This window comes from Agromyces sp. MMS24-K17 (genome assembly GCF_043950245.1).
GTDB lineage: Bacteria > Actinomycetota > Actinomycetes > Actinomycetales > Microbacteriaceae > Agromyces.
The window spans coordinates 1,538,020-1,552,171 of the sequence record NZ_CP171640.1; the positions used below are offsets into that span (position 1 = coordinate 1,538,020).

Annotated in this window: 11 protein-coding genes; 4 read left to right on the forward strand and 7 right to left on the reverse strand. The window is 75.3% G+C overall.

Features of this window, described 5'->3' with window-relative positions; all coding sequences use genetic code 11:
* Positions 1-130: 130 nt before the first annotated feature.
* A complete protein-coding gene (locus ACGGZK_RS06920) occupies positions 131-349 on the forward strand; it encodes a hypothetical protein (RefSeq protein ID WP_395245539.1) in 219 nt (72 codons plus the stop codon).
* Positions 350-500: 151 nt separating this feature from the next.
* The gene (locus ACGGZK_RS06925) at positions 501-2,654 is read left to right on the forward strand and encodes a hypothetical protein (protein ID WP_395245540.1); all 2,154 of its coding nucleotides are present in this window, start codon (positions 501-503) and stop codon (positions 2,652-2,654) included.
* A gap of 180 nt (positions 2,655-2,834) precedes the next feature.
* On the opposite strand, the gene ACGGZK_RS06930 is transcribed toward ACGGZK_RS06925, so the two are convergent.
* The 5 genes from ACGGZK_RS06930 to ACGGZK_RS06950 all read right to left on the reverse strand — a co-directional run bounded on the left by ACGGZK_RS06930 (position 2,835) and on the right by ACGGZK_RS06950 (position 9,683).
* On the reverse strand, positions 2,835-3,746 hold the full coding sequence (locus tag ACGGZK_RS06930) for a DUF2182 domain-containing protein (RefSeq protein WP_395245541.1): 912 nt from the start codon (positions 3,744-3,746) through the stop codon (positions 2,835-2,837).
* A gap of 13 nt (positions 3,747-3,759) precedes the next feature.
* On the reverse strand, positions 3,760-5,295 hold the full coding sequence (locus tag ACGGZK_RS06935) for a tyrosinase family protein (RefSeq protein WP_395245542.1): 1,536 nt from the start codon (positions 5,293-5,295) through the stop codon (positions 3,760-3,762).
* Positions 5,296-5,515: 220 nt separating this feature from the next.
* Positions 5,516-7,603, reverse strand: a complete 2,088-nt coding sequence (locus ACGGZK_RS06940; RefSeq protein WP_395245543.1) for a hypothetical protein — start codon at positions 7,601-7,603, stop codon at positions 5,516-5,518.
* Between the two features lie 77 nt (positions 7,604-7,680).
* A complete protein-coding gene (locus tag ACGGZK_RS06945; protein ID WP_395245544.1) occupies positions 7,681-8,358 on the reverse strand; it encodes a response regulator in 678 nt (225 codons plus the stop codon).
* Positions 8,355-9,683, reverse strand: a complete 1,329-nt coding sequence (locus ACGGZK_RS06950; protein WP_395245545.1) for a sensor histidine kinase — start codon at positions 9,681-9,683, stop codon at positions 8,355-8,357. The genes ACGGZK_RS06945 and ACGGZK_RS06950 overlap by 4 nt, the downstream gene beginning before the upstream one ends.
* A gap of 213 nt (positions 9,684-9,896) precedes the next feature.
* Between ACGGZK_RS06950 and ACGGZK_RS06955 the strand changes: the two genes are divergently transcribed.
* Positions 9,897-10,607 carry a hypothetical protein gene (locus ACGGZK_RS06955; protein WP_395245546.1) on the forward strand — a complete coding sequence of 237 codons (711 nt, stop codon included), beginning with the start codon at positions 9,897-9,899 and terminating at the stop codon, positions 10,605-10,607.
* Positions 10,608-10,688: 81 nt separating this feature from the next.
* Here ACGGZK_RS06955 and glsA read toward each other — a convergent pair whose 3' ends face one another.
* Positions 10,689-11,930 carry a glutaminase A gene (gene glsA / locus ACGGZK_RS06960; protein ID WP_395245547.1) on the reverse strand — a complete coding sequence of 414 codons (1,242 nt, stop codon included), beginning with the start codon at positions 11,928-11,930 and terminating at the stop codon, positions 10,689-10,691.
* Positions 11,931-12,048: 118 nt separating this feature from the next.
* On the opposite strand from glsA, the gene ACGGZK_RS06965 reads away from it, so the two are divergent.
* Positions 12,049-12,486: a hypothetical protein gene (locus ACGGZK_RS06965; RefSeq protein WP_395245548.1), complete on the forward strand. Its 438-nt coding sequence runs from the start codon at positions 12,049-12,051 to the stop codon at positions 12,484-12,486.
* 375 nt (positions 12,487-12,861) lie between these two features.
* On the opposite strand, the gene ACGGZK_RS06970 is transcribed toward ACGGZK_RS06965, so the two are convergent.
* Positions 12,862-13,734 (reverse strand): SDR family oxidoreductase, encoded by an 873-nt coding sequence (locus ACGGZK_RS06970; protein ID WP_395245549.1) that lies wholly within the window; start codon positions 13,732-13,734, stop codon positions 12,862-12,864.
* Between the last annotated feature and the right edge of the window lie 418 nt (positions 13,735-14,152).

Below are 14,152 nucleotides of genomic sequence, written 5' to 3' on the forward strand. Positions count from 1 at the left end.
ATCCGCTGAGGCACCTCAGGCGCGGGGTCGCCGAAGATACGGCAGTCGCCCGATACGGAGGCCCTACCTCAGCGAGGAATCTGGATGCAGGCGGTCGAACGGGCCGCGGAATCCCGGAGGGATCGGAACCATGGACCTCGCATTCGGCTACATCTCGCACACGCTCCAGGGCCACGACGAGCTCGAGGCGGCTCGCGTCAACGAGCACCGCCGGCTCGCGGCCGACCGTGCGGCGTTCGCCGCCGAGCGCACCGAGCGTGCGGCCGAGCACCGCACCCTGGTGCAGCGCGTCGCCGAGCGGATGCGTCTCGCCGGCCACGACTCCTCCGGCGCCCGCGCCGCGCACTGACCCGCGCCGCGGCCCGACGCCGTGGGCTGACCGTCGCCGCGACCCGCATCACGGGCCGCGCGCGGCTGGTGCAGACGTCGATGCCCATTGGGGCAGGACGCTGGCCGCCGCGCAGCCCCGGCGTTAGGTTCGCCCTGACGCGGGAGGGCGTATGGCGGAACGCGTGTGCGAGGTGTGCGGGACGACGAACGACGCGTCCGCGAGGTTCTGCCGGGCCTGCAACTCGTACCTCGGGTGGGACTCCGGCGCGGCGACGCTCGACGGCGAACCGCTCGCCGGCAGCGTGCCCACCGTCGTCGACTCGGTGATCACCGAGCAGGACACGCCGCCGGTCGTGCCGGTGCCGGCTGAGACGGGCGAGGCCACGGCGGATGCCCCGGCCGAGGCATCCACGTCACCCGCGCCGACCGCTCCGCCTGGGGCGGCCACCCCGCCCGAGGCATCCGCTCAACCCGGGGCATCCGGCCAGCCCGCCGCACCCGTTCCGACCGAGGCATCCGCCACCCCGCCGCCCGCCGCACCCGGCCAGGCGACCGCGCCCGCGGCCACCGCCGCGCCGGCCCGCGTCGAGGCGCCGGAGGCGTCGTTCGACGCGACCGAGGTGCTGCTCACGCCCGACGCCCCCGCCACCGCGACGCTGCGGCTCGTCAACCCGTCGTCGATCGTCGACGGGTACGACGTCGTCGCGGTCGATCCGCCGGCGTGGCTGGTGTTCGAGCCGGGGGATGCGCACCTGATGCCGGCGCAGGAGCTCGCGGTGCCCGTCCGCCTCGCCCTCCGCGAGGGCGTGCTCGTGTTCGCGCAGCGGCTCGTGCAGCCGGTGCGCATCCGGTCGCAGGCCGACCCGACCCTCGTTGCCGACGCCGCGCTCGACCTGACCGTGCCGCCCGTCGGGCCGAGCGTCGCGCTCGAGGTGCGGCCGAGCCTGATCCGCCTCGAGGATCACGCCGCGGGCGAGTTCACGGTGCGGCTCGACAACCGGGCGGCGAACTTCCCGCAGACCGTGCGGCTGTCGGCCGCCGACTCCGAGGCGCTCGTGCGGTTCGCGTTCGCGCCAGCCGTGGTGACCGCGCCGCCGGGGCAGGCGGTCGAGGTCCGCGTGTCGTTCACCGCGCCCGAGCCCGAGCCGGGGCGCGAGCTCAGCCGGCAGATCACGGTCGAGGCCAGCAACGACGCCGGGCGCACCGCCGTGCCCGTCACCATCGTGCAGCGCACCGCCGCCGTCGAGGTCGACGCGCCCGTGCGGGCGCGCGTCGAGCCGAGCGCGTTCCGCATCGAGCACGGCGCGACCGGCGACTTCGACGTGCTCATCGACCACCGCGGCGGGCACCACCCGGTCACCGTGACGCTCAGCGGGCGCGACCCGGCGCGGAGCATCGGCTTCGCGTTCAGTTCGGCGCAGGTCGTGCTGCAACCCGGCGAGGTCGAACGGGTCCGCGGACGCCTGAGCGCCCCGCTGCCCGCCCGAGGCGAGACCGAGACGTACCCGTTCACCATCGTCGTCTCCGACGGGGTGCACGACACCGAAGCGCCCGGAAGCGTCGAGCTGTCGTCGCCGCCCGAGCCGATCCTCGTCGCCGCGCTCGCCGTCGACCCGCCGTCGCAGCTCCTCGTGAACGAGCGGCAGGGCACGTTCCACGTCGCCGTCGACAACCGCCGCGGCGTCGAGCCGCTGGTCGTGCGCCTCGAGGGGGCATCCGACGACGGCGCCGCGTGCTGCACGTTCACCCCGACCGACGTGGCCGTGCCGCCGGGCACGATCGGCGGCTCGCGACTCGTCGTCGACGCGCCGCGGCCCGACCCGGGCCAGTCGGCGACCCGCCGGCTGCGGATCGTCGCGACCGACGGCGTGCGCGCGATCGAGGCGCACGCGACGTTCACGCAGGCCTCCGCCGACCGCCGCCCCATCGCCGGACGCGTGCTCGTCATCCTCGGCGGCATCCTCGCGATCGTCGGCGCGCTCGTCGAGTGGTTCGCCGGATTCACCGCGTTCCTGCCCTCGATCGACCTCATCGCCATGGTCGCCCGGGCGGGGGTGTCCCTCGACGACATCGCCCTCACCGAACCGGCGATGCGCACGCTCGTGATCTTCCTCGCCGCGCTCATGCTGCTCGGGTTGGTCGGGCGATCGGGACGCCTCACCCGCGTCGCCGCCATCCTCATCGTGCTGTTCACCGCCGGGTGGCTGGTGTTCCTCGCCGTCGTCATCGGGCTGCCGCCGCTCGGGCTGGGGCTGATCCTCGTCTGGATCGGCGCCGTGCTCGGGTTCATCGGCGGGATCCTGGTGCGGTCGCGGCAGCGGTGAGGTCGGGAGGTCGGGCGCCCGGCGTGGGTGCGTCCGGCCCTTGTCGCGGATGAGGAGGAATTCGCGGCCGGGCGGCGCGTCGGATGCCTCGTGCCGGCGTGTCGGCCGATTTCTCCTCATCCGGTGAGAAGGACGGGGACGGATGACCCGGAAAAGCGGGCGGAACCGGCGTGGACCGGGTCAGACGAGGGTCAGGGCGGCGAGGGCGAGGCCGGTGGCGGCGGCCCACGGGCGGATGGCTGCGCCGCGGCGCACGAGCTTCTCGCTCGCGAGCAGCGCGCCGACGACCACGGTCGCCACGAGCGGATGCCCCGCCGCCATGAGCACCGCCATCGCGGGTCCGCACGCCACGACGCACCAGCCCGCGTTCCGGGCGCCGAAGCCGAGGGCCGATGCCGTCGCCGGCCATCCCCGCAGGCGGATGGGCACCGTGCGGCAGCACTGGGCGAGCGCCCGCTGCTTCCAGCGGGTGAGCTCCCACGCCGACGCCACGACGATGCCGACGATCAGCGTGATCGGAGCGAGCGCGCCGCCGCCGACGGCGGTCGTCGTGAGCACGGGCCCGGCGCCGACGACCGCGAGGCCGACGACCACCAGACCGACGACCATCCAGACCGCGAGGTACGCCAGCACGAACGCCGCCGCGAGACGCCACCGCATCGCCGGACGGCTCATGAGCGCCACGTACCGCACCGCGGGCAGCGCGGTCGGCAGCATCATCGCGACGGCCATGAGCGCCCACATCGCGAGCGCCGCGCCGACGGCCGGCGTCGCGGCCCCGAGAACCGCGACGCCCGAGGCATCCGTCGCGCCCACGCCCGGAGCCCCCGAGCCATCCGTCACCCCCGAGCCATCCGCCCCGCCGCCGTGCGCGTGCCCGCCGGGCGCGAGCCATCCGCCCGTCGCGCCCGCGACCTGCGGCACCACCATCGCCGCCCACGCGACCGCTGCCACGGCGAGCACGGCCCACTCGACCGGGAGCCGGGCCCGAGCCCAGCGCGCGAGCGCGCCCGCGCCGCCGTGCCCGCCGCCGTGCGCCCCGCCGCGCGGCGCGGAGGCCGTGCGAGCGGGTGCGGCCGCGATCCCGGTCATGACGACGTGCCGCTCACCCGGCGAACAGGTCGATGCTGCCGATCGAGACGTCGGGTGCCGGCGATTCCTCGGTCGGCTCGCCGTCGAGGCGCAGCGAGACCCGGGCGAGTTCCGGGTTCCAGGCGCCGCGGCGGGCGAGGTCCTCGACGATGCGCGTTACCTCGAACGTGAACGACAGGCCGTGCTCGGCGTCGGCGCCCTCCGCGCGCTGCGCGCCGAACGGCGACAGCACCGCGACGAACCGCGGCACCTCGGTGCCCTCGCCGTCGGGGTCGAGGTAGAGCTCGTACATGCGGTTCGACGTGCCCCGCACCGAGAAGTGGTCGACCCGCACGAAGTACCGGGTCGGCGGCTCCGCCGCGGCCGCCTCGTCGGCGACCCCCTCCTCGAAGGCGCGCACCGGCGCCTCCTCGAGCGGGATCTCGATCCTCGACTCCTCGCCGTCGCGCAGCCGCAGCGTGCGGTCGAGCGCGCCGATGCGCTGCACCTGGCGCGGCTCGGGCAACGGCAGCGGGCGCGGCGGCGCGCCCTCGCCCTCGGGCGGCACGGGCGGTTCGGATGGCTCGGGCACGACGACCCCCTCCTCGAACGGGCCGGGCCCTCGACCCGGCTCCGGCTCCGGCGCCTCGGGCACCGGCACGCCGTTGACGAACCTCGCCCCCGGCTTCGACAGGTCCTCGTACGCGTACCCGAGGCCGGCGGTCTCGACGACCTGGCGCGCGGTCCACGGCGACGTCGTCTGTCCGTCGGTCTCGAGGAACGGGAACTCCAGGTCGAGGTAGGCCGCCGACGTCTCGTCGCGTCCGAGGCCGGCGGGCGTCGTGCGCCACACCTCCCACAGCCGGTCGATGTTCGCGTGGTGCAGCCAGAACAGCGGGTCGATGCCGGCGGTCGCCGGGTCGCCCATGTTGCCGCCGATCTGGCCGTGCACCGAGTTGTGCGGGGCGAACTCGAGGTGGCCGGTGCCGCCGCCGCGCGCCTCGTGCAGGAACCCGGTCTGCTCGCCGCCGAACGTGACCGTGCTGAACGGCCCGTCGAGCGGACCCGAGAACGGCAGCGGCACATCGAGCCACGACGACGTGTCGAGCGAACCCGGCGAGAGCGGCATGCCGCCGGGCCGCGGGTCGAACAGGAAGTTGCGCCGGTTGCCGCGGGTCCGCGCGCGGAACGGGTGCGGGATCGAATCGGCGCCCGGGCGGTGGTAGTTCCAGTAGGGCAGCGCCCACGTCGCCTTCACCTCGTCGGAGACATCCGGGAGCGTCTCGATGACCTCGCGCAGCGCCTGCTCGAAGTTCGCGAGGTAGATGCGATGCCACGGCAGGAAGTACCACGTGCCGTGCTGGCACTGCTCGAGGCGCGGGTCGTTCGAACCGCCCGGGATGCCGTGGATCGCCGCCTGCCAGCCCCAGTGCTTCGGCGGCACGGCGCCGTCCTCCTGCATCACGGCGACGGCGCGTTCGTAGGCGTCGACGATCGGATGCCACGGCTCCGCCGCCGTCGGCTGCAGTGCCCAGATGTCGCGTCGTACGCGCAGGTCGTCCTCGGCCATGGGGTCCCCCGATCCCGCTGCGGCCCGCCCCCGTGCGAGGCCGTCCAGCGGTGAAGGTACTCCTGCTCGGGCGTGGCCGACAGCAGGGCTGGCACTGAGGGCGACGGCAGGCTCGGGCCGGCGAGGGCAGGCTCGGGCCGGCGCCGGCAGGCTCGGGCGGGCAAGGGCTGGCCGCGCCCGCAGGGCCGGCCGGGCCGGCCGGGGGGCTGCGACGGCGGGGTCAGATCGACGTGTCGTCGTGCAGGCCGACGCGGGCGAGCTCGACGCCCGCGCCCTGCGGCAGCACCCAGTAGTGCAGCCGGCGCGCCGACGCCGTGTTCTGCTCGATCGCGCACCGCATCGCGAGCGAGCCGTCGTCGCGCTCGCGGAAGCCCGACCCGCCCGCGTCAGAGACCCGGAGCCGGTGCAGGTCGCGACCCGGCAGGTCCTTCGCCATGCCGCTGACCACGTCGACGACCGCCTTCATCGCCTTCGCGAACTGCCCGTCGTCGAGCGCCGACAGGGAGTCGGCGAACCCGGCGCCCACGGTGAACGGCCCGAGCGGATGCCCCGCCTGGTCGCCGACCGGGATGCGCTCCGCCCACGCCGACCACACCTCGTGCCGCACCCACTCGGCCGGGTCGGCCCAGCGCGCGCGACGGGCGGCCGGGGACGGGTGGGCGTGCGCGGCTCCGCCGGCGGCGGCACGTCGGGTCTCCTGGCGACGGGCGTCGCGGAGCATCCGCCCGGATTCCGCGTGATCGTGCCGGAGCCGATCGACGTCGGCGAGGGCGTCGCCCAGCTCGGCCTTCGTGTCGCGCAGGCGCTGGGCGACGACGGCCGCGGCCTGCCGCTCGCGGGCGAGGTCGGAATCGGCGGCGCCGGCCTCCGCCAGCCGGGCCTCGAGCTCGGTGATCCGTCGGCGGGCGACGTCGAGCGAGGCCTGCAACGACTGCATCGCGGCGCCCGCGTGGCGGGCGGCGGGGGAGGGCGCTGGCGTCGGTGCGATGGGGTTGGGCGTCGGTGCGGGTGCGGGTGTCGGTGACGGCATCGCCGTCGGCACCGGTGCCGGCGTGGCCCTCGTCGGCCCGGGCACCGGTGCCGCGGCCGGTGGTTCAGCCGGCGTCGTCGTCTCGGGAGCCCGAGCCTCGACGACCTGCCGCAGGCCGGGCCCGGGCCGCGGCCGCACGGCCGGAGCGACGACCGGCACGGGGCTCGGTGCCGACGGCGGCGCGGTTGCGCCGATCGGTTCGGCATCGTGCGGCGCGTTCGCGGCAGCGGATCCGGCCGCCGACGGCCGCGGCATCGACCGCCCCGCCTCGAGCCACGGCGACCCGCCGGCGACGAGCGCGACCGCCGGGGCGACCGGCTCGTCGTCGTCGACGTCGGTCAGGCGCAGGTGGAGCGTACCGTCCGACAGGTGCACGACCCGTGCGGCGACGACCTCGCCCTCGGCGAGGAGCAGGTCGAGCCGGTCGAGCGGATTCGGCGAGACATCCGTGCGGTGCACGTGCACCGGCACCCGCGGATGCAGCGCGAGCGTCGCGCGATCGGCCTCGACGGCGGTCACGAGCACGAGCGTCACGGTGCCGTGCGCGAACCGAGCCGCCAGCGACTCGTGCGACGCGGATGCCTCGTCGAGCGCCAGCCGCCGGGTCGCGATGTCGAGCGTGCCCGCGATGCGCCGGCCCTTCTCGACGATCCAGGTGAGCGGCAGCGGCGGGAACACGAGCTCGCTCCATACCGTGACGAGCCCCGCGCCGCCGTCGAGGGCGACGATCGCCCGCGAGTCGCCCGCGGTGAACCCGCGCACCTCGCCGGCCACTCGCCGCGCGTCGGCGGGCGGACGCGCGAACAGCCCCGCGGCGTGGGCGTGGCCGACCGCGTCGGAGACGAGCAGCTCGGTGTCGCGCGTCGCCCCGTGCGAGGGGAACCGCAGCGGCGACCGCCGGACGTCGAGGTCGGCGAGCACACGGGCCGGGTAGGAGCGCGCGGCGCCGCCGTACACCTGCCAGCGCGCCGGCAGGAGGCGGTCGAGCTCCATCGTGGGGTCGCCGGTCGTGATGAGCACGACGTCGGCGACGTCGCCGACCTCGGCGAGGAGGGTGTCGACGTCGAACGGCACGGCGTCGACCGGCGCGGGCGCCGCGGCATGACCGCGCGGCCCCACCCGGGTGCTGAGCAGCACGAGCGGGCGCACCCGCGACGGGTCGAGGATGCGCTGGGCGAGTCCGCCGACCGCCGCGACGTCGGAGACGCGCTCGAGCGCGCCGCTTCCCGTCGCGCGACCCGGCGGAGCATCGGCGAGCGCGGAGCCTGTGGAGTGCATCGGGTCCTCCTTGGCTGAGGAAGCAGTGACGACACGATACGCCGATCCGCCGACACCGCGCTCGGGTGCGGCCCCGTTCAGGCGTCGGCGCCGCGCGCGCTCCCCGGCCGGACCAGGCCGCTCTCGTACGCGAACACGACCGCCTGGACGCGGTCGCGGAGCCCGAGCTTGCTCAGCGCTCGCGACAGGTACGTCTTCACCGTGGTCTCGCCGAGGAAGAGGGAGGCCGCGATCTCGGCGTTCGACTGGCCGAGGGCGACCTCGCGCAGCACGTCGCGCTCGCGGTCGGTGAGCGACGCGAGTTGCGGCGCGAGCCGCTCGTCGAGCGGGGCCGTGCGAGCGAACGACTCGATCACCCGCACCGTGACCGCCGGGTCGAGCAGGGCGTTGCCCTCGGCGACACTCCGCACCGCGGCGAGCAGCTGCTCGGGCGGGGCCACCTTCAGCAGGAACCCGCTGACGCCGGCGCGCAGCGCCTCCGAGAGCGAACGGTCGTCGTCGAAGGTCGTCAGCATGATGACGCGTGCTCCGCCTTCGGCGAGGATCTCGCGGGCGGCGGCGAGGCCGTCCTGGCGAGGCAACCGGATGTCGAGGAGCACCACGTCGGGGCGCGTGCGTCGCGCCATCGCGACCGCGTCGATGCCGTCGGCGGCCTCGCCGACGACCTCGAGGTCGGGCTGGTGCTCGAGCAGGAGGCGGAGCCCGGCGCGGATCATCGCCTCGTCGTCGGCGAGCGCCACCCGGATCACGGTCATCGTGCCTCCTCGCTCGCGGCCGACGCGGCCGACGCGGCCGAGGCGGCCGAGCCCGCCGCCGCCACGGCGGCTCGCGCCCCCGGCTCCAGCGGGAACACCGCGCGCACGAGCCATCCGCCGTCGACCTGACCCGCGGCGAACCCGCCGCCGAGCATCGCGAGCCGCTCGCGCATGCCGACGAGCCCGTGCCCGCCGCCATCCGCGGACCCGCCGCCATCGGCGGACCCGCCGGCCGAACCCGATCCGGCCGATCCGGCCGACCCGGCCGCGCGACCGTCCGCGCCCTCGCCGCTCCCGTGCACCGGGTTCGACACCTCCAGCACGAGTTCCCCCGCACCCCACGCGAGCCGCACGTCGGCCGGCGCGCCCGGCGCGTGCCGCAGCACGTTCGACAGCGACTCCTGCAGCACGCGGAACGCCGACACGTCCGCGGCGCGGCCGAGCCGGGCGGGCTCGCCGTCGACCCGCAGCGTCACGTCGACGCCGGCGGCACGGAGCTCGTCGACGACCTCCGCGGCGCGCGCGAGCGACGGCGGCGCGGCATCCGCCGGTTCCGACGTGCGCAGGATCCCGACCGCGCTGCGCAGCTCGGCGACCGACTCGCGGCCCAGGCGTTCGATGCCGCGGAGCAGCTCCGCCTCCGGCGACCCCGCGGGCAGCGTCGCGCGGAGCGCTCCCGCCTGCAACGTCATGACGCTCACCGAGTGCGCGACGGAGTCGTGCAGGTCGCGGGCGATGCGCTGCCGCTCCTCCACGAGGATCGTGCGCTCCCGCGCCTCGCGTTCGGCGTCGAGCGCGGCGGCGAGGCGCTCGGCGCGCACGGCGCGATCGCCGGCGCCGCGCGCGAAGGCACCGACGATCCACGACACCCACGCGAGCGCCGAGAAGTAGAAGTTCTCCCACGCGGCCGCCGCGAGGTCGGGCGTCGCGGCCGCGGACGCGGTCTCGGATGCCGCGCCCAGGGCCGCGCCGACGGCCGCGCCGACCGTGGCGAGCAGTTGCGCCGCGAGCGGCGCGAGCCACGACACGCGCACGGGCCGGCGCCACCCCGCCCAACCGGGCAGCAGCAGGAACCCGAGCACGCCGGCACCCGTCGGCCCGTCGAGGCCGAGCAGCGCGGCGAGCGGGAACTGGGTCGCCACGAGCACGGCACCGAGGATCGGCGCGCGCACGCTGAGCAGCGCGCCCGCGACGACGACGGCGAGCACGAGCGCCGGCGCGGCGGGCGCGGCGCGGAACGTCGGGTCGAGCGCGATCTCGACGATTCCGACGACGGCGAGCGCGGCGGCCGCCGCTACGGGCGGGACCCAGTCGATGCGTCGCACGCGCGCGCTCCCTTCCCATGTCGCGGTTCGTTGCGTCACAGGGTACGGCGAGCGGATGCCCCGCCCGGTCATCCTCACGGATGACACGGCGCCGCGACGGGTCGTCCGCGAGGTCCGTCGGTCGGACCGCCAGGAGGCAGACGACGACGGCACCGGATCGGCAGATTCGAGGTGCCGCAGGGAGCGGCATCCGCAGCTCGAATAGGAGACGTCATGTCCAGCACCGAAACCGCCGCCTTCCCCGGCACCGCCGCCGACCCCGCCGTCGCCCCGCGCAACCGCGCGCACATCGCGCTCGCCGCCGCCGGCGGAGTCGCCCTGCTCGCCGGTCCCGCGCTCTTCTTCGCGGGCCTCGCCACGTCGCCCGTGCAGGAGGGGGAGGACAAGGCGAGCTACATCGCCTCGCTCGCCGCCGACCCCGCCCTCACCCAGCTGTCGGCCGTGCTGCTGCACTACGGCAATCTGCTGATGGGCGCGGGTGTGCTCGCCCTCGCCTGGCTGGTCCGCGGCAAGCGCGGGGCGATCCCCGCGGTGATCGGGGCGCTGCTCGCATCGCTCGCGCTGCTGGTGAACTCCGGGGCCCTCTACGCCGACTGGATGCACCTGGAGCTCGGCCGCCGACTCGACCCCGTGACGGGCGCCGCGATCTCGGAGGCCGTGTACGCGCACCTGCCGTTCCAGCTGTCGTTCCAGCTCTCCCCGCTCATCGCGGTCGGGCTCATCGTCGCCGCGATCGGGCTCCTGCGCGCCGGGGTCATGGGCTGGTGGACGATCCCCGCGGTCGTCGCCGGCCAGGTCGGCATGCTGTTCCTGCCGTACTCGATGCCGCTGCTGCCCGCCCTGGGCGTCACGCCGCTGCTGGCCGTGCTCGTCGTCGCCGGCCTGCGGGTGCTCGGGCGGGTGCGGGCGGGTGCGGTCGGCTGACCGCGAGGGTCGGCCGACGACGTCGGCCGACCACGAGGCGCATCGGATGCCGCGACCGCCGGGTCGCGGCATCCGTCGCGCTCAGGCGGGGTCGCGCCGTTCGAGCACGCCCTCGGGGTCGCGGATCACCACGCGCGGGCGACCGTCGGCGGTGAGCCCGACCCGTTCCGGCACGCCGGAGAGCACCCGGCGCGCGCCCTCGGCCACCCGCGTCACCGCGGAGAAGTCGAGCACGAGGCATCCGTCGTCGCCGACCAGCGGGGCGAGCCGCGTGAGCACCTCCTCGGCGCCGGCGAACTTCAGGTCGCCGCGGAGCACCGCGACCGTCTCGCCGCCGACGTCGGAGCGTTCGAGCGACGCGATCGGCGAGAGCTGCGCGCCGCGGTGCTCGAGCATGTGCAGGTCGAACCGGGTCGAGAGCTCTTGCAGCATCGCCACCCCGCGCACGCTGTTGCCCTGCGCGTCGAGCGGCGGGCTGAACGTGCCGATGCCGAACTGGCCCGGTTGCAGCGCCACGATGCCGCCGCCGACGCCGCTCTTCGCGGGCAGGCCGACGTGCACGAGCCAGGTGCCCGACGCGTCGTACATGCCGCAGCTCGTCATGACCGCGGTGGTCCAGCGCGCGGCGTCCTTCCCGACGACCCGCTCGCCCGACACCGGGTTCACGCCGCCGTTCGCGAGCGTCGCCGCCATGATCGCAAGGTCGCGGGCGGTCACCAGGAGCGAGCACTGGCGGAAGTACGCGTCGGTCGCGATCTCGGCGGTCGCGCCGAGCGTGCCCGCCGACCGGGTGAGGTACGCGAGCGCCCGGTTGCGGTCGCCCGTCGATGCCTCCGACGCGTAGACGTCCTGCGCCAGCACGAGGTCGCGCCCGGCGAACCGCTCCAGCCCGGTGCGCACGACGGCGGCCTTCGCGTCGGCGTCGGCGTCGGGCCCGCCGAGGAGCGAGGTGATCACGATCGCGCCGGCGTTGATCATCGGGTTGAGCGGGCGGCCGGTGGCCGGCTCGAGGCTGATCGCGTTGAACGGCTCGCCGCTCGGCTCGAGGCCGACGTGCTTCGTCACCTCGTCGATGCCGAACGTGTCGACGGCGAGCGCGAATGCGAACGGCTTCGACACCGACTGGATCGTGAACTCCGCGCCCGCGTCGCCCGCGTCGTGCAGCATGCCCCGCGTGCTGACCAACGCGACGCCGAGGGCGTCGGGGTCGGCCTTCGCGAGTTCCGGGATGTACGAGGCGACGGCGCCGCCGTGCACCTCGCGCACCGTGCCGAGCACGGCGTCGAGGGCGGAACGGACGGGGTCGCGCAGGTCGGCCGCCATGCGGTCAGCCTAGGGGGCGGATGCCTCGTCCGGGTGGATCCGGGATGGCGCGGAATGTCCGCAGATGACGGAAACGGACGCGGCCGTCCGACGAATGTCGGCGGGAGGCGATAGCGTCGTGATCTTCGGAACCCGATCCGGAGTCATCACTCGGAGTTTGCACACCATGGGACTCGACTCGACCCAAGACCTGAAACGATCCACGTGGCTGCCTGCGCCCGCCCGCGCGCAGGTTCCGCACGACGTCGATCGGCCGGCCTTCTTCGATGACCTGCGCGCGCTCGAACTGCGCCTCGCGATCATCGACGACCGGCACGATCGCCTCGCCCGGCGGTCCGACCCGGCCTACCAGGCCTGGCGGCGCGACACCGTCGGCCGGGTGCAGTCGCTGGCGGCGCGCGCGGCCCGACTGCAGGCGGCCGGCGACCTGCCGGCGCATCACGTCCGCCGCGTCGCCGCGGTGCTGGCGACGCTGCGCAACCGGGTCGCCGGCCTCGACGCGGCGCATGCGGAGTACCTCGCCGAGTCCGGAGGCACGCGCGCCGCGGAGGGCTGATCGGGCGCGACGCCTGCGCCTCGTCCCGCACAGCTCTCCCGCAGGCGGCATCCAGCCGATGCGCAGTCAGTGGTCAGCCTGCCGTCAGCCCGCGTTCCTACGCTGGACCGCAGGTCGCGAACTCGACACCCACACCCTGCGATGCCGAGCTCGTACCGACCCGCACCCCGGATGCCTCCAGCGACGGACGCGGGCGCCGTGGCAGGCCTGCACGACAGGTCCCCCTTCCCCCTTCCCGGCGCCCCGGGGTCACCCCGGCCCGATCCGGTGGGCCGCCCGCCTGGCAGTGGCGGGCGGCCCGGATCGGGCTGCGACACGAGACGTCATGCCGCGGTGTCAGGCCGCGGTGTCAGGCTGCGGCGCCAGGCCGCGGTGTCAGGCCGCCGCGACCGCGACCGCGGCGCGCAGTCCGTCGGCGAGCGACGTCGTCGGGCGGCCGATGAGGCGCGACAGCGTGCCGTCGGTGAACTCGAGCGAGCCGCGGCGGATCGCGTCGTCGAGGCCCGCGACGAAGGCGGCGGTGCCGGCGTCGAGCCCGGCCGACTCGAGTGCGGCGACGTGCTCCGCCGTCGTGAGGCGCACCCGCGTCACCTCGCGGCCGAGCAGCTCGGATGCGGCGGCGGCGAGCTCGTCGTAGCTCCACGCCGTGTCGCCGCCGAGCTCGTACACCTGGCCTGCGTGGCCGTCGCCGAGCAGCACGACCGCCGCGGCGTCGGCGTAGTCGGCGCGGGTGGCGCTCGCGACGCGCCCGTCGCCGGTCGAGGAGGCGACGACGCCCGACTCGGCCGCGCGCGAGACATCCGCCGTGTAGTTCTCGGTGTACCAGTCGTTGCGCAGGATCACGGCGGGCAGGCCGCTCGCCGCGATCGCCTGCTCGGTCGCGAGGTGGTCGGCGACGAGCGGGAAGTCGACGGCGGTGTCGGCCTTCGAGATGCTCGTGTACGCCAGCAGTTCGACGCCCGCGGCGACGGCCGCGTCGATGACGTTGCGGTGGCCGGCCAGGCGTGCGCCCGGCTCGGAGCCCGACACGAGCAGCACCCGGTCGACGCCGTCGAGCGCGGCGGCGATGGTCTCGGGGCGGTCGTAGTCGAGCACGGCGGTGCGGATGCCACGCTCCGCGAGGTCGGCGATCTTCGACGTGTCCCGCGCGGTCGCGACGAGGTCGGCGGGGTTCGCGCCGCGCTCGAGCAGCGCGTCGACGACGAGGCGTCCGTAGTGGCCGCTGACGGCGGTGATGAGGATGGTCATGGGTGGCTCCTTCCGGCCGGCGCCCGGGGCGGCACCGTCCCAGAGGGCAGCGTTCGCGGACGACCGTGCATTCCCGTGCGGAGGTACCCACTTTGAAGTAAGGTACGCACGTGACGGTGAGTCTTGCGGAAATCCGGGCCGAGGCCGGGGAGGTCTTCACCGAGGGGTGCTGTAGGCCCGCGGCCTAAGTGGCAGATTCTCGAACTGGTTGACAGTCACGCCCGACGCCTTGGCGCCGGGGTCATCGGTTGGCAGTGGCAACCCCCAAGCGGAATCGAAGTTGCGCGCCCTACCGCATCTGGAGGCGGGGCGCGGGAGGGCTGTCATGCCTTGGAGCGCTGTTGCTGGTTGCGCTGGAAGGGCTCAGTGCACCGTGTCGATTTCTCCGGCCCCGCCGAGTCCACACCGCAAGCAACCG